Source organism: Nocardia aobensis NBRC 100429 (assembly GCF_000308375.1).
Lineage (GTDB): Bacteria > Actinomycetota > Actinomycetes > Mycobacteriales > Mycobacteriaceae > Nocardia > Nocardia aobensis.
Map to the genome: position 1 here is coordinate 1 of NZ_BAFQ01000052.1, position 19,694 is coordinate 19,694.

Sequence of the window (19,694 nt, forward strand, 5' to 3'; positions counted from 1 at the left end):
GTCCGTTAGCGTCGAGCACAGCCCGGACGGCTCGACCGGTCCGGAATCGCTCGAAGCGAGGAAAGACGAGTGAAGGCAGTAGTCATCCAGACATTCGGACCCGCCGAGGGACTGGCCGTGGTCGATCTCCCTGCGCCGACGCCGGCCGCCGGACAGGTGCTGATCACCACCGAGGCGATCGGCGTCGGCGGGGTGGACGCCGTGATTCGCAGAGGCACGATCGGCGGCGACGGGTTCAAAGCCGGCCACGTTCCCGGCAGTGAAGTGGCGGGCACCGTCACCGCGGCCGGCGACGGTGTGGACACATCGTGGATCGGCCGGCGGGTGTGGGCCTTCACCGGCTTCGGCGGCGGGTACGCCGAACAGGCGAGCGCCCGGGTCGAGGACGTCCTCCCGCTGCCGCCGGACCTGTCCTCGGTCGATGCCGTGACGCTCGGGAGTTCCGGAGTGGTCGCCCATTTCGCCCTGGCTCACGCTCGTTTCTCTCCCGGTGAGTCGGTCCTGGTCCGGGGTGCGGCCGGCAGTATCGGGGTCACGGCCGTTCAACTCGCTGCCCGCGGCGGGGCCGGCGCGGTGGCGGTGACGACCTCGTCGGCGGACCGTGGCGACCGTTTGCGCGAACTCGGCGCGACCCACGTCCTGGACCGCTCGGGAAAGGGAGGTGCGGACGCTCCGGCGGGCTACGACGTCATCGTCGATGTCGTAGCCGGTGCGGACCTGCCCTCGTTCTTCGCCCGTCTGAATCCGAACGGCCGCATGGTGGCGGTCGGGATCGTGGGTGGCCACCCACCGGCGGACTTCGGTATGCAGATGATGACCGCGTTCCGAAAGTCGTTGTCCTTCGCCACTTTCAGCGCGGACACCGTCTCCGAATCCGACCGCCGCGCCGTCCGCGCGCAACAGTTCGCCGCCGCCGGGCGCGGCGAACTCCGCACGGTGGTCCACGAGATACTCCCGTTGGACGATGCCGTTCTCGCGCACCGGAAGATGGACGCGGGCGAAGTGTTCGGGCGAATAGTCCTCGCTCCGTAGGCGCGCCGGGGCGGGTGTTGCTTCGCGCGCCCTCGAGTGCGCGCTCTCGAGTGACTGTCTCCTCGAGGCGTAAGAGGGCGAAACCGGCGTGATCGTGCGGGTCGCGGTTGTGCCGAACCGGGGCGTCGGTACCGTGGGCGCAGGAGGTGCCAGGTGGTGGACAGACAGATGACGCAGGCCAGGCAGCAACGCCGGCGGGTGATCCTGGCCGCGGCGGCGGGTTTGTTCGCCGCGTGCGGGTATCGGGCCGCGGGCATGGAGGAGATCGCCTGCCGGGCCGGAATCAGCAAGCCCGTCCTGTACAAGTCGTTCTCGAGCAAGCTGGAACTGTATCTGGCCGTGCTGCACGAGGCGATGCAGGAACTGGAGGAGACGCTCACCGCCGCACTCGAACCCGCCGAGGGCATGCGATCGATCGTGGAGGCCTCGGTAGCGGCGGTGTTCGACTTCGCCGACATCCGGCCACGCAGTGCCGCCCTGCTGGCCGGCGCCGCCGTCGCCGACGAACCGTCGGCGCAGCGCATCGCGCACCAGGCCGCCACCATCTGTATCGAGACGCTCGCCCGGGCGCTGGCGCCGCATCCGCTGCCGCGCGCGGAACACGGCTGGCTGATCACGGCCGAGTTGGTCGCGATCGCTCAGTCGTGTGCGCGGGACTGGGTCGCGACCGGCAAACCCCTGGCCAAACACGAGGCCGTCGCCACGACCGCCAGCCTGTGCTGGACCGGTCTGGCCGGTGTTCAGCTGGCGCCGCAGCCCCCGGCCCGCCCGGTCCCGGACGCCACGGCGTAGCGGGCGAACCGCCCCGGCGATCGATTGTCGCCGGTGATGTGTTGAGCCGATTCGTCTTTCGCCGTCACGACCACGGCCTCGGCCCGGCCGATGAACTCGGACCTGCGTCTTCTGTGCGATCAGTAGAGTGAATTCGTGAGTCCCGCGAAGATCGTGATCATCGGCGGTGGTTTCTCCGGCGTCGAATGTGCCCGTTACCTGGAGCGTCATCTCGGCCCCGACGAAGCGTTCATCCAACTCGTCACACCGGATGCGGGGCTGTTGTATCTGCCGCTGCTGCCGCAGGTCGCCTCGGGTGTGCTGAATCCGCGGTCGATCACGGTGTCGCTGCGGCGGGTGCTGCGCCGCACCGAGGTGGTTCCGGGCATGGCGATCGGGGTGCATCCGGATACCCGGCAGGTCGTGGTGCGCGGATCCGCCGGCACCGAAAGTGCCCTCGACTACGACCATCTGGTGCTCGTTCCGGGCAGCATCACCCGCGTCCTCGACGTGCCCGGCCTCGACGAGTACGGATTCGGGATGAAGACGCTCGCCGAGGCCATGTTCCTGCGTGACCACGTCCTGCAGCAGTTGGACATCGCGGCGGTGCGCGGCGGTGAGGAGGAAGACCGGGAGCGCCTGAACTTCGTCACCATCGGCGCTGGATACGCCGGCACCGAGACCGCGGCCGTGCTCAACAAGGTCACCCGGGCCGCCGCGCGCCGGTATTTCCCGAAGCTGGAATCCGGCATGGTGCGCTGGCATCTGGTCACACACGGCGACCGGATCATGCCCGAACTCGGACAGCGACTCGGAGAACAGGCCAAGCGGAATCTGGCCGACCGCGGCATCGAACTCATCACCGGCGCGTCGGCGAAAGAGGTTACCGCCCATGGTGTTCAGCTCACCAACGGCCGCTTCATCCCGACGCGGACGGTGTTGTGGACCGCAGGTGTCGTCCCCAGCCCCCTCGCCGGACATCTGGGCGCGGCGACGACGAAGGGCCGCATCGTCGCCGAGGCCGATTTCACCGTGCCGGGCCTCACCGGTGTGTGGGCCTGTGGCGATGCGGCGGCGGTTCCCGACCTGACCGCCGATGCGGGCACGCTGTGCGCTCCCACCGCGCAGCACGCCATGCGCCAGGGCCGCCACCTCGGTAGGAATCTGGTGACCGCGCTGCGTGGCGGACGGCCCACGCCGTACCGGCATCAGGACCTCGGCATGGTGGTCGACCTCGGCGGCGCCGACGCGGTGGCGCGCCCGCTGAAGATCGGATTGCGCGGTATCCCAGCACAATTCGTCACGCGCGGCTATCACCTGATGGCTCTGCGCACGCTGGTCGCCCGCGCTCGGGTGGCCTTCGACTGGACCGTGCACGGCCTCAGCGGCGACGACTTCCTGCGCATCGGCTACGGCGACTACACCACCCACACCATCGGCGGTTTCGAGCAGACCGGATGCTATCTGCCGGCCGAAGAAGTCCCGCGCACCTTGAAAGCCCTCTGCGACAACGACTGACCGCGGCACCCCGCCAGGGGCCGGCCGGCGATCGCCCTCATCTCACCGGTCAGCCGCGGACGCGGCCAGAACGGGCTTGATGTCGAGAACCGGAGTCCCGTCGAAGGCTTCCAGGTGCGCGACGCGGATCCGGGTGCCGGCGATGGAGAGGATCCGGACCTCGTGCAGCCCGATCGGGTTGGGACGGTGTGGTGCCCGCGTGCTGAAGACACCGTTGAGGGGTCGGCTCGTGTCACCTCGGGGGTGGACCGCCAGAGTCTCCCGGTCGGCGCGGTCGAGCCAGGTCAGCAGCACCAGGTCCATACCCGGCGCGAGGCCTTCCAGCGCTTCGGCGTAACGGTCGTCGAGCACCACCCAGGCCGGTGGGGCACCCTCGTCGGGCTGGCGCGGTGCGGTAGCGCGGTCCGTGAGCTCGGATTCGACGGAGCCGATCGGGCGCAGCAGGTAGTCGGTCACCGCACCAGTGTGAAACCGCCCGCCGAATCCTGCTGGGTGATAGCCGCTTTCCGCCGAACGGGATCACGATGCGATCCGGCGGCTCGGGATGAAGCACCACGCAACGGAAAACGCTGTGGGTCAACTTCTGGCGATCGCGCCGAGAGCGCTTCCAGCGGCGGGAGTAGGTCGACCAACGGCCAAATCCCGCTGCCGTGTTCATCGGTCGCGCACCGACGGGCGTAACGTCCGCGAATCTCCAGCGATCTTTCATGCACAACTGCTCAGGAGGTTTCGACATGATTTTCGCGAAGCGACTCGCGGCCAGTGCGGTCATTACCGGGGCGACCGCTGCCGCCGCGCTTGTCGGCGGTGGTGTGGCCAACGCCGATGTACCGGTGTGGCAGGCGAACTGTCACGTCTACAACATCTTCAACACCGGCGGGATGGCCAATTGCGAGCTGCCTACCTGGCAGCAAGTGAAGCTCACCTGCGTCGCGTGGCCCGTTCCGTTCACCTACTGGAAGTACGGCCCGGTGCAGTACGGTCAGAACCAGTCGTGGGCCAGTTGCGACTCGCCGAACGCATTGGTGCGCGTCGAGGTCATCCAGGCGTAAACGCCAAGTGCGCCCGACGTTTTCGTTCGCCGGCAGCCGGCTCGCCGGCGGAATCCGCTACGGCCCGTAGAGTTCGGCGCGCATCTGCTCCGGACTCCGGCCGTACCGGCGCTGAAAGGCTTCGCGGAAGCGGCGTGTCGTGGTGAACCCGGTCTGGTGGGCGACCGTGTCCATGTCCACCGGCAGGGGTGACGACAGGCGCCGGCGCGCACGCTCGAGGCGAATCGTGCGCAGCAGTGGCTCGTCCTGACGCATCACCAGCGGTGATCCCCAATGGAAGAACGCCAGCCTGCCGGGAGCGACGACCTCCGCGGCGTCACCCTGCGCGAACTTGAATTCCCCGCGTAGTGGCAGCAGCAACCGGTAGCTGTCGTCGCCGTCGCCCCGCACATCTCGTCCGGTTCTGCGGTAGTGCACGACGGTGTCGCCGAACGCCAATCCCACCGACCCCTGTCGGCTCCGCAGGTAATGGTGCCAGGACTCGATCCGCTCGGCGGGCGTCTCGGCGGTCGCCGACGATTCCTCCTCCCACCGATACTCCGAATCCACCAGAGATTCCCTTTCGCGCCCAGCCGCAGAACGACGTCAAACTATCAAGTCGGGCACGGTGGGTCCGGCCTGAGCGCGGATCTCCCCTCCTACATGCGGATCCGCGTTCACCTGCCACGACCGCCCTGGGCGCACGAAAAACGTTAGCCGCCAACGCATCCGATTTCTGGCAAGTTCGCGGCGCATTCTGGCGACACGAGCGTGGCGATGTGACCGAGAATCCGGCGATCTCGTCGAGGGCGCCGCCATGGCGGGTGTAGTGGATACCGCCGAACAATCCGATGATTGCCGCCGCGGCGACAATGGCTTCCGAAGTAGCTGTCCTGCAAGGGATTCGGCGCTGTCCCGGCCGAGCCCTCGTCGAGCGTCAGGGTTGGACGAAGACCCGTTCCAGGAGTGTGTGCAGACGATCACGGTCCTCGTCGCCGAGTCTGCTCAGGCCTTCTCGGGTCTGATGCATTTTCGCGCGGATCGCGTCGACGGCACGCTCGCCCTCGGGGGTGATGACCAGATTGGTGACGCGGCGGTCGGTTGCGCTGGCCTCCCGTCGCACGAGACCCCGCTTCGCCAGCCGGTCGATGATCCCGGTGACGTTGGACGCATCACACGCCAGGGTCTCGGCCAGGGTGCGCATCGCGGCGGGGCCCCGGCGCAACACCGTCAATGTCTTGCCCTGACTTGCCGTGAGGTTCTCGCTTGCCGCTGCGAGCGTGAATTCGCTGTAGTAGACGCCCAGCGACACCGAGAGCAGCTCCATGAGCTGGGCGGTGTCGATGCGCGGAACCTCGGCCATGCAATTCATCCTACGTCCTGAAACTTGACCATCTCAACTATTCACCCCTACCGTGGGTAATGCTTGAGGTTATCAACCATCAAAGTTGTCAAGTTTCTACGAGGAGTACCCAGTGACCGTCACCGTGTCCGACACCTCCCGCGCAGCGGAAATCCTGTCCCGGCCCGTTTCGCTGAACGGCCTGACCGTCCCCAATCGCATCGTGATGGCGCCGATGACGCGCATGTTCTCCCCGGGCGGCATCCCCGGTTACGACGTGCGGTCCTACTATGCGCGCCGCGCCGCCGCCGGTGTCGGTCTCATCGTCACCGAGGGGACCTACGTCGGCCACGAGTCGGCCGGTCAGAGTGATCGGGTTCCGCGATTCCACGGTGCGGAGCAGTTGGCGGGCTGGGCGAAGGTCGCCGCGGACGTGCACGCCGCCGGCGGCACGATCGTGCCGCAGCTGTGGCATATCGGCATGGTCCGCAATCGCGGCGAACAGCCTTACCCCGATGCCCCGGCCATGGGCCCCTCCGGTATCCGTGTCGACGGCACCGAGCCAACCGGTGAAGCGATGACGCAGCGCGATCTCGACGACGTCATCGCCGCGTTCGCCGAGGCCGCCGCGGACGCCGAGCGGATCGGTTTCGACGGCGTCGAACTGCACGGCGCCCACGGCTATCTCGTCGATCAGTTCCTGTGGGCGCACACGAACCGCCGTACCGACGCCTACGGTGGAGATCCGGTGGCGCGCACCAGGTTCGCGGCCGAGATCGTGGCCGCGGTTCGCGCGGCCGTATCGCCCGATTTCCCGGTGATCTTCCGCTTCTCGCAGTGGAAGCAGGAGGCCTACAGCGCGCGGCTCGCCGAGACCCCGCAGGAGCTCGACGCCATCCTTGCGCCGCTCGCCGCTGCCGGTGTCGACGCCTTCCATGCCTCCACCCGCCGCTACTGGCTCCCGGAGTTCGACGGCTCGGACCTGAACCTCGCCGGTTGGACCAAGAAGCTCACCGGCAAGCCCACCATCACCGTCGGCTCGGTCGGCCTGGACGGCGACTTCCTCCACGCCTTCACGGGCAGAGGCGCCGAACTCGGCAGCCTCGACAACCTCCTCGACCGCTTCGAGCGTGACGAGTTCGACCTGGTCGCCGTCGGCCGCGCCCTCCTGCAGGACCCGGAATGGGCGGCCAAGGTCTTGAGCGGCCGGATCGATGAGCTGAAGGCCTACGATGCCGCGGCACTGAAAACGCTGAGCTAGCAGCGGACCTGGAGGGCCCTGACCGGAATCGGCCCACCGCCGGGCTACGTCGCGTCGGTGTGAGCCGACTGATCCGGGGTACGCATCGCACAGAAGGCCGGTGAATGCCCCGGCTGACGAGTCCCGGACCCTACGCGTTCTCGCTCAGCTCACCGGCGCCGACCCACGCCGGGCGTTACGTCGGCTCCCGTTGACCAGATCGTTGAACCGATCGACGGCCCAGATGGTGCGTAAACCCAACGGGCCCATCATCATCGGGCGAGGGAACTTCGGCTTCTGCTGCCACAGCGCCTGCAGATCCTCGTGGGGTTTTCCGTCGACGATCATGTCCGCAATCAACGATCCCAGGTAGGGGGCCTGGGCCAACCCGTGGCCGTTGCAGGCGATCGAGTAGAAGACGTTGTCGTCGATTCGACCGGCGAGCGGCAGCCACGAGGAAGTGATCGCGATCCAGCCGCCCCACGCACGAGCGACCGACACGTCGGCCAGGGCCGGGAATCGTGTCGCGAAGGCGTGGGCGAGTTCGGCGACGAGCCCCGGATCCGGCTGCTTCGTGGGCAACGGGCCTTGTTTTCCTCGTTCGATCCGTCGAACGCCGAACACGATGGTGTTGCGCGACGTCAGCCGATAGTTCTCCATGAAGTTGTGCTGGGTGAACAGGCCGGCGCGGCTGGTCCACCCGAGGGCGGCCAGACGCGCGGGGTCGATCGGCTCGGTCTCCACCTCGATGACCCAGATGGGCACGGACAGATTCTTGGGAGTGATCGCCAGCTCGCCGCCGTATGCGTTCGTCGCGAGGACGACGGTGTCGGCATGCACCACACCGCCGGGTGTGCGGATGACGACGTGCCCGGCTTCCCGCGTGACGTCGGTGACCCGGGTCTGTTCGAAAACTCGCGCGCCGGAGGAGAAGACGGCACGGCGCACGCCCATGGTGAACTTGCCCGGATTCATCATTCCGCCGATGGCCTCGCGCATCCCACCGAGAAATCCACGAGGAATGCCCAGCTCCGCACTCGTGCCGAACTCGGCTTTCGCACCGGCCCGCTGCAGAATCTCGGCGACGCGCCGCGCGCGGCCCAGCTGTCCCCGCGAGACCGCCACGCCGACATTGCCTGTCGATTCGTACTCACAGTCGATGTCGTGCGTCTTGATCAGATCTTCGACGTGATGCTCGGCATGATCGGCGAATTGCACGATGCTGGGCAGCTTCTTCCGGTAGAGGAGATTCAACAGCTGAATGTCTCCGCCGGGGGCACCCGCCAGCTGTCCCGCATTGCGGGAACTGGCGCCGTGCCCACAGAATTCGGCCTCCAGCAGCACGACGTCTCGACCGCGCTCGGCCAGCCGCAACGCCGTCGACATACCGCTCAGGCCGCCGCCGACGACTGCGACCTCACAGGTGATGTCGTCTTCCAACGCCGGGCGGACGTCGCTGGGTGGGTCGATCCAGCCGGTGAAGGTGGTGTATTCGACGTTGTCGGTGTTCATTTCGATGATCCTTTTCGCATGGGTGGTGACGGCGGCACGCCATCGCCGGGCCTGCGGCCGGTGATGGCGTGCCGTTGAAATGCGGCCCTCTCAGGCCCCGGCAGCGCTCTGTTCCCGCCGAGCCGGCCGCGCGTCAGCCGCTTCGTTGTGGTTGTGCAGGGCGCGGTATCCGAGGAAGTACATCCACAATTGCGTGCCCCAGGTGGCCAGCGCGGCGGTGTAGAAGATCGTGCGGAGCTCGTCGTCACCGGGGATCGGGAAGAAGTCGTAGGTGATGGCGATGGCGAATCCGGCGGCGGTGGCCGCGAGAGTTCCGACGGTCTTCACCTTCTCGCCGACCGCCCACAGTCGGCCCGCGAAGTAGATGAGGAACAGCGACGTCGCAACGTTGACGACCACGTAGTAGGTGGCCGGGCCCAGCGCGAAGTGGGCGTGGAACTGCTGAAAGTACAGGCCGGCGATGGTGGCGAGCACGAAGACGCCGATGTCGGTGGCGAGCGTGGGCTTGTACCGGTGTGTGACGCGCATCAAGCCCATGACGAGGATCAGCGTGATGCCGACCGATCGGGAGAACGCGTCCAGGAAGCAGGCAAACTTGAACATGAGCCCGTCTTCGCTGCCCTTGATCGCGGACCAGACGAGGAAGTTGGTGCCCGACGTGGCGACGATCATCCATTCGAGGCCGAGCAGGTAGTTCTGGTAGCGCCGGATGAATTTCCATCCGTAGAAGAATCCGGCGAAGATCATCCACAGGTCGGCGACCATGAAGAGTAGTTCTTTGATTTCCATTGTCTCTCAATTCCTTCGGCTGGCTTCAGCTGGATCAGGACACGGCGACTGCGGCGCGCCGGCGAGAACGTGCGCGTGAGATCAGGACCGTCGCCAGGACACCTGCGGCCAGGACGGCGGAAATCCAGTAGCTCGTGCCGTACAAGCCCTTGTCGGCGACCGTGATGTCCGTGCCCGGAACGTGGACGACCGAGGCACTGAGAACACCGGTGATCAACGCGGTGCCGAAGGCGAAGCCGACAGCCATGGAGGTACCGGCTACGCCGGCGGCCATTCCGGCCTTCTCTTCGGGAACTGCTATCTGCACGACGGTGAAGCCCGCGGCATATCCCATGCTGCATCCGAGCCCGATGACGCCGGCCCCCACGAGGTTCTGCCACGCGTGGTCGTGGGCGAGTGCCAGCCAGGCCAGGCCGGCGACACAGACGAGTGCTCCCACCACGAAGACGCGGGACGCGTGTCCCTTGGCGATCGGGCCCTCGGCGATGCGGCCTCCGACCCGGAACAGCACAGCGAAGGGCACCATCAGCAACCCCGTTTGCAGCGCGGAGAGTCCGAGCCCATACGCGTCCGAGGGCTGCAGGGAATCGGGATCGATCTGGCTGTAGGTGCTGAGCAGCAACAGGAACGCCGCGTTCACTGCCGCGAACAACGCGATCGCCACGCTCGCCGCGGTGACGAACGGCGATTTCAGCATGGCGACATCGAAGACGGCCGCCGACGACTTGCGCTCGACGCGTACCCACAGTGCGGCAGCGACGATACCGCCGATCAGTGGAATGAGAGCCCCGGCGCCCCAGACCAAGCCCTGGGTCAAAGCGAGCAGCAGCGCCGCGACCCAGCCGATCATCCACACCGTTCCGAGCGCGCCGATCCGGCCGGTGGGCTCCGCGGGCGGGGCGTGCGGAATCACGACGAACGAGATGACCGTCGTCGCGGCGAAGGCGGCGGTGAGGACGCAGAAGAAGCTACGCAGCGACAGGTATTCGACGATCAGGCCGCCGCCGATCATGCCCACGACGATGCCGAGGCCGGTGGCGACGACCAGGACTTTGACCGCGGTCGCGACCCCGTTGTCGGCCAGATTCCGCCGGAGAAATCCCAGCGGCAGCAGCTGCGCCGCCCCGCCGATTCCCATGAGCGCGGCCCCGATGAGCAGGGCCGGGTAGGAATCTCCGACGGCGGGGACGAACGCTCCCAGCGTGAGGCATCCGGCGGCGAATACGGTCGCGTTGCGGTCGCCGAAGACGTCGGCCAGGCGTGGCAGCAGGATGAAGCCCGCCCCGCCGCCCAGTGTGAGCACGGTGTAGATCCAGGTGGTCTCGGAAACCGTGGCGAGACCGTACTGCGCCTGAATGATCGGCAGCAGCGGCGGCAGGACGAAGATGATCGCATTGGTCAGGGTGACCAGCAGGGCGCCGACTCCGATCAGCACCCCTCTCGGCGGCGCGCCACCAGCGCTCGAATCCCGGCCTGCGCCGGTCGTTTCATTGATTTCGGTCATTGTCGTTCTCCATAGAATCGGCGGTCTGATCCGCGCATTCGCGGGAAGCTGCCGCGCCGAGTTGTGATCCGCGCCATAGACTAGGAGGTATGTAGTCATATGATCAAGGTATTTGACCAACTCTTTGCAATAGAGATTCTGGGATCGACGCATATATAGGGGTCTAGCTGCAATAATATGAGTTGATCAAATGAACGACTCTAGGTGAAATCGGCGTTGTTTCCGAGTGGTAGAAAGCGGCGCTCTGGAGGGGAACGGCAGCGATTCCTGCTGAGTTTCGGCGATCCGCTTCGGTCCTTGCGGCGTTGCCAAGGTGCCGTTTGCCGGACCGGTATCGGGGCGCTCTGAAAACTCGGGAGATGTTGTCCAACAACATATTCAACGCTTCGGAGGTGTGCGCATCACGCTGATGCGCACACCTCCGAAGCGCGGACGGGGTCGTCCGGTCAGCCGCTCGATGGGATCGGCTCGGGCCGCTCTGGCGTCACCGACGGACGAGCCGGCGCAGATAGGCGCACACGTCCTCGATCGCCTGCTCGGTCTTGGCGAATACGCCCACTTCGGTGAAGAAGCCGTGGAACACCCCCGCGTACCGCGTGGTCACGACGGCGACGCCGGACCGATGCAGACGTGCGGCGTACGCCTCCGCATCGTCGCGGATCGGGTCCACTTCCGCGGTGAGGATCAACGCGGGGGGCAGCCCGTGCAGCGACTCCGCGCGGATCGGCGCCGCAAGAGGGTCGGCACGGTCCTGATAGTCGGGTCCCCGGTACTGCTCGATGAGCCATTTGGAATCCGCACTGGTCAGAAGCGGTGCATCGGCGAACTCCGTCCAGGATGGCGCGGTAAAGGAGTCGTCGACCGGCGGATACGCGAGCACCTGCGCCATCGGCAGCGGGAGCTCGCCGTCGCGAAGCGCGAGGCAGAGTCCGGCTGCGAGAGCGCCGCCCGCCGAATCGCCGCCCACCGCGATGCGGTCGTAGTCGATCGCCAGATCGCGAGCGTGCTCGCGGAGCCACAGATATGCGTCGACACAGTCCTCGAGCGCGGCCGGATACGGATTTTCCGGTGCGAGCCGATACTCCAGCGAGACGACCACGAAACCCGAGCGAGCCGCGATGGCCCGGCAGAGCTCGTCGACGCCGTCGAGGGTGCCGAGGATGAACCCGCCGCCGTGCATGTAGAGCAGAGCGGGAGGGTCCGACTCGACTGTGGCCCGATAGAGCCGGGCCCTCAAAGTTCCTGCGCGGGAAGATATCTCGATGTTCTCAACCTGGTCGATCGCCGTGAGGGGATGTTCGCGCGGCCGCGTCGCGAGCAGTTCGCGCGCGGTGGCGGGCCCCAGTTCGCGGAGTGGCTTCGGGAGCGCCCTCGCGATAGCTTGCGCGGCCGCCTGCGCGTCCGCGTCCAGCAAATCCCAGTACGCGGGTGTCGGTGTAAGCATCGGCGATCCTCTTCGAGTTGTTGACAACGAGTGACGTATGCCTCACGATCATAGTCACGTGACCCAGACAACTGACTATGACGGTTGCGTTCTCACTCGAGGTCTGCTGCTGCCGCGCGCGCCACACGATCTCGCGTAGTCGAAAGGACACCGAAGATGACCGAAACCACGATCGACCGCGTGGTGCCCAGCGCCGGCGCGGCCGCAGGCATCGACATACGGATCGAGGACGATGCCACGCCGATCGTCCGGCTGATCGGCCGGACACTGCGCGATTCCGCACGCGCCGGCCATGCGCTGTCGGCGCTGCGACGGACCGCGGCGACGGTGGCGATCCGCTCACACGACACGCCCCAGTCCGCGACGATCGCTTTCGGCGACGGTGTTGTCGAGGTGTCCAGCGGTGTGTTCACCGAACCCGATGCCACCCTCACCGTCGACCTGAATGCCAGGTTCGCCGCGATCGGCGACCCGGTGGGTGACCAGGATCTGGTTGCCGACGTCTCGGCCGCACTGACACCGCCGCTGCCCGATTGGCGCGCGGCCGCCGAGCACTTCTGGACGGTATCGCGCTCGGTGCCGGGCGTTCCGGACATGCTCATCGCTGTCACCGAGGGGCCCGAGGGAGTGGAGCAGATCGTCTGCGGTGAGGGGGAGACCCACTACGTGATCGCCGGTGCGCAGGAGACGCTGGCCGGCGTGTTCTCCGGTGTGGACGATCTGTTCGCGACCTTGGCCACCGGTGCCCTCGGAATTCAAGGCACCCTCTCTCAACTGTCGGTCATGATCGGCGCATCCTGGAAGGCTCGTTTCGATGTCTGAAATCACCATCGCCACTTCGGAATTCGGCGTCCGCGGCTCCGACGTCCGCGCCGTGCGGCTGGAGGCCACCAATCACGAGGGGTGTTTCCTCGGCAAGAATGTCTCGCCGAAGAAGTTCGACGCGAGCGCGGCGTCGGGATTCAATTTCGCCGACCTGCTGTTCGGACTCGACCTCGGCAACGCTCCCAGCATGGGCTTCGCCTATCCGGGCTGGCGTGGGCACCTCGACGACGTCAGCTTCAAACCGGATATGTCGACGCTGGTCGAGTGGGAACCGGGACTGCAGTCGGTGATCGGCGACTACTGGCTGAAGGACGGCACACCGGTTCCGATCTGCCCGCGCAACCTGGTACGAAAGATGGTCGATCGGCTGGCGACCCTCGGGTACACCGCGACCATCGCGGTCGAGATCGAAACGACCCTGTTCTCGGAGTCGATCGACGAGGCTCGGGCGCGTGGCTACCGCGACCTCACTCCGCTCGGCGGATCCGCCGGCACCGCATACCATCTCGCGAAGTCGAAAGACTGGATCGACTACATGACGGCGGTGTCGCGGCGCCTCGACGAGCTGGGCATCGAGTGGGAGGCCTGGAGCGACGAGGACGCGGCCGGGCAGGTGGAGCTCAACCTGGTACCGGGCGATCCGATCGGGGTCTGTGATGCGTGGGCGCGCACCCGTCAGGTGATGCGCGAGGTCGCGTTCGAGCAGGGGCGCTCGGTCACGTTCATGGCCAAGCCGACCGCGGGCTACGGGCAGGCGTCGCACATCAATCTCTCGCTGCAGCGCGACGGCGTGAACGCGTTCTACGCCGAAGACGGGCCTTCGGAGACGATGCGCCACGCCATCGGTGGTCTGATCGCGACGCTGGAGGGCAACACCTCGATCGTGTTGCCGCAGATCACTTCCTACCGCCGGCTGGTGGATCTCAGTGGTCCGCCGGTCACCGTCAGCTGGGGCATCAGCAACAAGACCACCGCCGTCCGGGCGGTGTGCGGGCACCCGTCCTACTCTCGGCTCGAGTACCGCCTCCCGGGTGCGGACGCGAACCTCTATCTCGCTACCGCGGGCGTGCTGGCCGGTGTGATCGCCGGCCTCGAACGCGAGATCGAGCCGCCGGATCCGGTGTCGGATATGGCCTGGTGCATGCCGCCCGGCATCAAGCGACTGCCCGACACCATCACCAAGGCGGCCGAAGCGCTCGACGCCGACCCCCTTCTGCGGGAGCTGCTGGGCGACGAGTTCGTCGACTACTGGATCGGCACCCGCCGGTGGGAGTGGATGCAGTTCCACACCGGCGGAGGTGACCCGTTCGCCGAACTCTCGGAATGGGAGTCCGCACGCTACTTCGAGTTCCCGTGACCGCGGTGCGTGACTTCTCGACCGCCGCACGGCCGCTGATCGGCATCACGGGCAGGCGGTTCCGGCTGGGACTGGTGGACGGGTTGGACCACCGGTACGCGGACCGCCTCACCGACGCTTTCATGTCCGACTTCTCGGACCGGATCGCGCGGGCCGGCGGGATTCCGGTGATGCTGCCCTACGACGCGGACCCGGCCGCAGTGTGCCAGTGGTTGAGCGGGGTGGTCATCACCGGCGGTCAGGACGTTCATCCCGGTTGCTGGGGTGGTGATCCGACTGTGGTGCGTGCGATCGATGCGCGATCGGATCCGATGGTGCACGACCGGGAGCGGGACGCGTACGAGATCGCGCTCGTGCGCGCGGCCATCGACACCGATACGCCGGTGCTCGGAGTGTGCCGCGGCCTGCAGGTTCTGAATGTCGCGCGGGGCGGCACGCTGATCGCGGATCTCCCGGCGGGCCCGGTGCGGCATCTGTCGGAGCGGGCCGCGCTCACCGACGGTACACCTGATCATGTGGTGTCGTTCGCGCCCGGATCCGTTGCGCAGACGCTGTTCGGGGACCGCGCGGTGACCAACTCGTGGCATCATCAGGCTGTCGACGTGTGTGGCGAGGGTCTGGTCGTCACGGGCCGGACCGCGGACGGCGTGGTCGAGGCGATCGAGCTTCCCGGTGCTCCCGTGCTGGGGGTCCAGTGGCATCCGGAGTGGATGGAACGCGACGACCGAGCTTTGAGTTGGGTCGTCGACGAAGCGGCCGAACGTCTGTGCGCCGGCCACGGCCTGTAAGAAGGCGCCCGTATGTCCACGGCCGGATGAGATCTGTTCTGCGGCAAGGGAATTCTGGCCGGTGCCGCCTCTCGCGGTACCGGCCCGATCCATTGCCCGGGAACGATGCGGGTTCGGCGGTTGTCGAGCGATACGACGAATCTCGGTTCGCTCAGCCGACATTCACCCAGGAGACCAACGAGCTCATTCCGGTCTTCGGCTGGACCGTGGGTCCGGGTGTCGGCTGCGCGGCCGAGACCGGTGATACCAGTTTCGTGGCCAGCCACGCGTCGAGCACGGCGATGCTCATGGCCACCTGCCGGGCAGCCTCCTCGCGGTCGCCGAAGGTGAGCCAGTTCAGCGCGAACCCGTCGGACAGCGCGGCGACGATGTAGCTGACTTCATCGATCGCTTCGGTCGGCAGCAGGCCGTCGCTGTTCGCCTTGTCGAGAATGGAACGCAGGACGGCGAAGGCTTGCTTGTAGACGATGCCCGCCGGGTTGCCGTCCTGGCGTTGTGCCCAGCTGATGAGCTCGATGGTCGCGGCCGCGAAGGCCGCCGCCTCGAGATACCAGCTCATCACGCCGCGCAGGAGTTCCCGGGCGGTGGTCGGTACGTCGCCGTGGACATCGCTACGAGCGATGACCTCCTGGTACTCGGCGGCCACTCGCTCGAAGACGGCCGCGAACAGGAGCTCCTTCGAGGCGAAGCAATAGTGCAGCGTCGCCAGCGGAGCGCCGGCCTGTTCGGCGATGCGGCGGGTGGTCGCGCCGTCGACACCGTGGGTCGCGATCACCTGAATGGCCGCGTTGACGAGGTCGGTACGTCGTTCAGCCGCAGGGATCCGTGCCACTGCTGCCTCCTGAAATAGTTGGGCGAATGATCAAGTCTAACTCGACAATATCACCGATCATGATCGCTCTCCGGTGGCTCGGAAAGGGCTGTGCGGCGCGAAGTGAGTCATTTGGCTTGATCAAATGACTATGATCGCGCTAACGTTATGGCCGGCATCACATCGCAAGGAGAAACCGTGAACGCAATCGAATCGACCCGGGACGTGGTCCGTCGGCCGGCGGTCGCCCGCGACCACATAGGGGACGATCCGGCGTCGGCCACGTTGATCGACCTCTTGTCGACGTGTGCTCGGACGTCGCCGGATCGAGAGTTCCTCCGCTTCGGGGACGAGTCGTGGACGTTCGGCCGGATCGACGCGTGGACGTCGCGCCTGGCGCATCGGCTCATCGAGGTCGACGGCATCGCGCCCGGTGACCGCGTAGCGATCATGCTGCCCAATGTCGTGCACTGGCCGGTGGTCTGGCTGGCGACATTGAAGGCAGGCGCGGTGGCGGTCCCGGTGAACTCCTCGTACCGCAGGGCCGACCTGACCTTCGTACTGCGTGATTCGGGTGCTCGCGTCGTCTTCTCGGAAGGCGAAAAGCTGAGCCTGCTCGGCGAAGTGACGCAGGACGAGGACGATCTGTCCGGCGTCCGCATCGTCGATATCGCCGCGGACGGCTCCGAGGATTTTCCCGACCGTGCGCCCGATGTCCGGCTTGCCGGCGACACCCTCGCGAACCTGCAATACACCTCCGGAACCACCGGGTTTCCCAAGGCATGCATGCTGACCCACGACTACTGGGTCCGGCTGGGCTGGATCTGCGCGGCGGCCGCCGGTCTGCACGCCGACGACGTGCTGCTCACCGCGCAGCCGTTCTCCTACATCGATCCGCAGTGGAACACCGCTGTGGCGCTGACGATCGGCGCGCCGCTGGTCGTATTGCCGCGATTCTCGGCGTCGGGGTTCTTCGCCGACGTCCGGCGTCATCGCGCCACCTTCACCTATGTCCTCGGCGCCATGCCCACCCTGCTGCTCAAACAGCCGCCCAGCCCCGACGACCTGGACAACGACCTGCGGCTGATCATGTGCTCGGGAATTCCGGCGGGACTGCATCGGCAGCTGGAAAAGCGTTGGGGCGCGCCTTGGCGGGAGATCTACGGGATGACCGAGTCGGGCGCCGACCTGGTGAGCTATCCGGAAGACACCGGCGATGTGGGAAGCGGAAACCTCGGACAGCCGGTACCGACGAAGCGGGCCCGCGTGGTGAACGCGGAGGGCGCCGACCTTCCGGATGGCGAGCCCGGCGAGCTGGTCCTTTCGGGCAAGCCGATGATGGTCGGCTACTGGAACCGTGCCGAGGCCACCGGACGCACGCTGCGCGACGGCTGGTTGCACACCGGCGATGTGGCCGTGCGCCGGCCCGATGGCCGCTATCAGCTCGTCGGCCGGATCAAGGACATGGTTCGGCGGGGCGGGGAGAACATCGCGAGCGCCGAAGTCGAGGCCGTCCTGGAAAAGGACGGGTCGGTGGTCTCCGCGGCGGTCCTCGGCGTACCCGACGAGACATTCGGTGAAGAGGTCAAGGCCTACATTCGGCTCACCGCCGGCGTTCCGGCCGAGCGCTCGACCGCCGAGCGGATCATCCAGCGAGCGCGTAATGAGCTGGCGCGCTTCAAAGTTCCGCGCTATGTCGAATTCGTCGACGACTTTCCGCGGACGCCGTCCGAGCGAGTGTCGAAGCCGGCTCTCGCGGCGCGCGCCGCCGACAACCCCGGGATCACCTACGACCTGCGCGAGAACGGGCAGCGCGGATGAGCGCCCCCGCGACCCATCACCTCGACACCCGGATCGAACGGAATGTCGCGGTCCTGACTCTGCGCCGCCCGGAGAAGCTGAACGCGATGAACGTCGCCACCCGGCTGCGGCTGGCGAGTGCGATCCGGGAATTCGGGACGGGCGACCGCGTGCGCGGAATCGTCCTGACCGGGGAGGGGCGTGCGTTCTCCGCCGGGGAAGATCTGCAGACACCCCCCGCGTCGTACGCGGAGTTCCGGGCGGCCTTCGAGACGTTCCACGACATCACCCGGGCGATCGTGGAAACCCGAGTTCCCGTGCTCGCGGCGGTGAACGGCATCGCCGTCGGCGGCGCTTCCGAGATCACCCTGTGCTGCGATGCCCGGATCGGGACCCCCGCGACCGAGTACTTCCAGCCGGAGAACGGCCGCGGGATCACCATCTCGAACGCGTCGAGCGTGCTGCTCACCCGCCTGGTGCGCAACCACGCGATGCGCATGGTTCTCGGATCGCCGCGGATCGGCGCCGACGAGGCGTTGCGGATCGGGCTCCTCGACGAGATCGTCGCGCCCGGCCGACTGCTCGACCGTGCGATCGATGTGGTGGTGCAGTGGACGCCGGAACACAACACGACCGCGCTCCATCTCGCCCTGTTGCGACCGGCGCTCGAGGAGATCGAGTCGGCCTTCGCCCGCGAGGACGTCGCTGCTCGAAAGTCTTGGGAGAGCGGCATTTTCAGCTCAGGTGTCGCGAATTTCCGGTCCGGGCAGCGAGATCGGGGCCGCGACGACGCACACCCTCATGCGCATCAGCACAACGGATTGGACAGGTCATGATCAACACAGAAGCCGCGGTGCTCACCGCGATCGGCGAACCGCTCGAGATCACCACGATTCAGGTGGACGATCCGGAGCCGAACGAGGTCCGGGTGGCGGTCTCGAACGTCGGTTTGTGTCACAGCGATCTGCACTACATGACCGGAACGGTGCCGACCGATCTCCCGGTGGTCGTGGGCCATGAGGTGGCGGGCGTGGTCGAGGCCGTCGGTTCGGCGGTGACCGGACTGCGGCCGGGTGACCGGGTCGTGGCCGCCCTCACGCCGTCGTGCGGACGCTGCGTCAATTGCGAAGCGGGCCGGTCGACACAGTGTCAGCGTGTCGACGAGATCCGTCGCCGCCCCCGGCCCGCCTACCGGCTGCCCGACGGACGGCCGGTCGAGCGGCTCGGGGATATCGGCGCATTCTCGCGGCACATCCTGATGCGTGAGAACGCGCTGGTGAAGATGCCCGACGAGGTGTCGCTGCAGGTGGGATGCCTGCTGTCGTGCTGCGTCATCACCGGCGTCGGGGCGGTGTTCCGCGGGGCGCAGGTGCGGCCGGGAAGCACGGTCGCGGTAGTCGGATGCGGCGGAGTCGGATCGGCCATCATCCAGGGCGCCAGGCTCGCCGGCGCGTCCGCCGTCGTCGCCATCGATCTCGACGATGCCCGGCTGGCGGCAGCGCGCGGTTACGGCGCGACGCATGTGGTCAACGGCGGCGTCGACGATGTGGCCGCCGAGATCCGGAAGGTGCTGGGTGACGGTGTCGACTACTCCTTCGAGGCCGTGGGGTCGGCCCGCACCGCCGCCACGGCGCTGGCGGTGCTGCGGCCGACCGGTACCGCATGCCTGGTGGGCATCGCGCCGGACGGCACCGAACTGAGCGTGCCCGCGTCGGACTTCTTCTTCGGCGAGAAGCGTCTGATCGGGTCGTACATGGGCTCCGGGCAGGTGCGTCACGACATCACGCAGCTCGCGCAGCTGTATCTGCAGGGGCGGTTGCTGCTCGACGAGATGGTGACGCAGGTGATCCCGTTCGGCGAGATCAACAAGGGTTTCGAGGCGATGCGGTCCGGCGACGTGACCCGCGTCGTGGTCGATCTGGAGCAGTGA

19 protein-coding genes are annotated in these 19,694 nt (G+C 67.0%); 11 read left to right on the forward strand and 8 right to left on the reverse strand.

What is annotated here, in order from left to right:
* Positions 1-69: 69 nt before the first annotated feature.
* From RJ03_RS06365 to RJ03_RS06375, 3 genes are all read left to right on the forward strand, one after another.
* The gene (locus tag RJ03_RS06365) at positions 70-1,032 is read left to right on the forward strand and encodes a zinc-binding dehydrogenase (RefSeq protein ID WP_036498853.1); all 963 of its coding nucleotides are present in this window, start codon (positions 70-72) and stop codon (positions 1,030-1,032) included.
* A gap of 153 nt (positions 1,033-1,185) precedes the next feature.
* A complete protein-coding gene (locus RJ03_RS06370) occupies positions 1,186-1,824 on the forward strand; it encodes a TetR/AcrR family transcriptional regulator (RefSeq protein ID WP_157163355.1) in 639 nt (212 codons plus the stop codon).
* A 135-nt stretch (positions 1,825-1,959) separates the two neighbouring features.
* Positions 1,960-3,321 (forward strand): NAD(P)/FAD-dependent oxidoreductase, encoded by a 1,362-nt coding sequence (locus tag RJ03_RS06375; protein ID WP_036498856.1) that lies wholly within the window; start codon positions 1,960-1,962, stop codon positions 3,319-3,321.
* Positions 3,322-3,363: 42 nt separating this feature from the next.
* On the opposite strand, the gene tsaA is transcribed toward RJ03_RS06375, so the two are convergent.
* Positions 3,364-3,777: a tRNA (N6-threonylcarbamoyladenosine(37)-N6)-methyltransferase TrmO gene (gene tsaA, locus RJ03_RS06380; protein ID WP_036498858.1), complete on the reverse strand. Its 414-nt coding sequence runs from the start codon at positions 3,775-3,777 to the stop codon at positions 3,364-3,366.
* 278 nt (positions 3,778-4,055) lie between these two features.
* Between tsaA and RJ03_RS06385 the strand changes: the two genes are divergently transcribed.
* A complete protein-coding gene (locus RJ03_RS06385; protein ID WP_036498860.1) occupies positions 4,056-4,373 on the forward strand; it encodes a hypothetical protein in 318 nt (105 codons plus the stop codon).
* A gap of 57 nt (positions 4,374-4,430) precedes the next feature.
* On the opposite strand, the gene RJ03_RS06390 is transcribed toward RJ03_RS06385, so the two are convergent.
* On the reverse strand, positions 4,431-4,922 hold the full coding sequence (locus tag RJ03_RS06390; protein ID WP_036498863.1) for a helix-turn-helix domain-containing protein: 492 nt from the start codon (positions 4,920-4,922) through the stop codon (positions 4,431-4,433).
* A 367-nt stretch (positions 4,923-5,289) separates the two neighbouring features.
* Positions 5,290-5,715 carry a MarR family winged helix-turn-helix transcriptional regulator gene (locus tag RJ03_RS06395; RefSeq protein WP_036498866.1) on the reverse strand — a complete coding sequence of 142 codons (426 nt, stop codon included), beginning with the start codon at positions 5,713-5,715 and terminating at the stop codon, positions 5,290-5,292.
* 112 nt (positions 5,716-5,827) lie between these two features.
* Here RJ03_RS06395 and RJ03_RS06400 point away from each other — a divergent pair, with 112 nt between their 5' ends.
* Positions 5,828-6,955 carry an NADH:flavin oxidoreductase gene (locus tag RJ03_RS06400; RefSeq protein ID WP_036498870.1) on the forward strand — a complete coding sequence of 376 codons (1,128 nt, stop codon included), beginning with the start codon at positions 5,828-5,830 and terminating at the stop codon, positions 6,953-6,955.
* Positions 6,956-7,099: 144 nt separating this feature from the next.
* Here RJ03_RS06400 and RJ03_RS06405 read toward each other — a convergent pair whose 3' ends face one another.
* The 4 genes from RJ03_RS06405 to RJ03_RS06420 all read right to left on the reverse strand — a co-directional run bounded on the left by RJ03_RS06405 (position 7,100) and on the right by RJ03_RS06420 (position 12,183).
* Entirely contained in the window at positions 7,100-8,446 is a 1,347-nt protein-coding gene (locus RJ03_RS06405) for an NAD(P)/FAD-dependent oxidoreductase (RefSeq protein ID WP_036498872.1), read from the reverse strand.
* A gap of 90 nt (positions 8,447-8,536) precedes the next feature.
* A complete protein-coding gene (locus RJ03_RS06410; RefSeq protein ID WP_036498874.1) occupies positions 8,537-9,235 on the reverse strand; it encodes a hypothetical protein in 699 nt (232 codons plus the stop codon).
* 34 nt (positions 9,236-9,269) lie between these two features.
* Entirely contained in the window at positions 9,270-10,739 is a 1,470-nt protein-coding gene (locus RJ03_RS06415; RefSeq protein WP_036498876.1) for an MFS transporter, read from the reverse strand.
* A gap of 484 nt (positions 10,740-11,223) precedes the next feature.
* Positions 11,224-12,183, reverse strand: coding sequence for an alpha/beta hydrolase (locus tag RJ03_RS06420; RefSeq protein ID WP_036498878.1), 960 nt, complete (start codon positions 12,181-12,183; stop codon positions 11,224-11,226).
* Positions 12,184-12,339: 156 nt separating this feature from the next.
* Here RJ03_RS06420 and RJ03_RS06425 point away from each other — a divergent pair, with 156 nt between their 5' ends.
* From RJ03_RS06425 to RJ03_RS06435, 3 genes are read left to right on the forward strand one after another with little or no spacing between them, the layout of a single operon-like run.
* Positions 12,340-13,005 (forward strand): hypothetical protein, encoded by a 666-nt coding sequence (locus RJ03_RS06425; protein ID WP_036498881.1) that lies wholly within the window; start codon positions 12,340-12,342, stop codon positions 13,003-13,005.
* Positions 12,998-14,365 carry a glutamine synthetase family protein gene (locus RJ03_RS06430; protein WP_036498884.1) on the forward strand — a complete coding sequence of 456 codons (1,368 nt, stop codon included), beginning with the start codon at positions 12,998-13,000 and terminating at the stop codon, positions 14,363-14,365. The genes RJ03_RS06425 and RJ03_RS06430 overlap by 8 nt, the downstream gene beginning before the upstream one ends.
* Positions 14,362-15,153, forward strand: a complete 792-nt coding sequence (locus tag RJ03_RS06435; RefSeq protein ID WP_036498886.1) for a gamma-glutamyl-gamma-aminobutyrate hydrolase family protein — start codon at positions 14,362-14,364, stop codon at positions 15,151-15,153. The genes RJ03_RS06430 and RJ03_RS06435 overlap by 4 nt, the downstream gene beginning before the upstream one ends.
* A 151-nt stretch (positions 15,154-15,304) precedes the next feature.
* On the opposite strand, the gene RJ03_RS06440 is transcribed toward RJ03_RS06435, so the two are convergent.
* Positions 15,305-15,985: a TetR/AcrR family transcriptional regulator gene (locus tag RJ03_RS06440; protein ID WP_036498890.1), complete on the reverse strand. Its 681-nt coding sequence runs from the start codon at positions 15,983-15,985 to the stop codon at positions 15,305-15,307.
* A gap of 177 nt (positions 15,986-16,162) precedes the next feature.
* On the opposite strand from RJ03_RS06440, the gene RJ03_RS06445 reads away from it, so the two are divergent.
* From RJ03_RS06445 to RJ03_RS06455, 3 genes are read left to right on the forward strand one after another with little or no spacing between them, the layout of a single operon-like run.
* Positions 16,163-17,785, forward strand: a complete 1,623-nt coding sequence (locus tag RJ03_RS06445) for a class I adenylate-forming enzyme family protein (RefSeq protein ID WP_232329554.1) — start codon at positions 16,163-16,165, stop codon at positions 17,783-17,785.
* On the forward strand, positions 17,782-18,600 hold the full coding sequence (locus RJ03_RS06450) for an enoyl-CoA hydratase/isomerase family protein (RefSeq protein WP_036498896.1): 819 nt from the start codon (positions 17,782-17,784) through the stop codon (positions 18,598-18,600). Before RJ03_RS06445 ends, RJ03_RS06450 begins: the two co-directional genes overlap by 4 nt.
* On the forward strand, positions 18,597-19,694 hold the full coding sequence (locus RJ03_RS06455; protein ID WP_036498899.1) for a Zn-dependent alcohol dehydrogenase: 1,098 nt from the start codon (positions 18,597-18,599) through the stop codon (positions 19,692-19,694). The genes RJ03_RS06450 and RJ03_RS06455 overlap by 4 nt, the downstream gene beginning before the upstream one ends.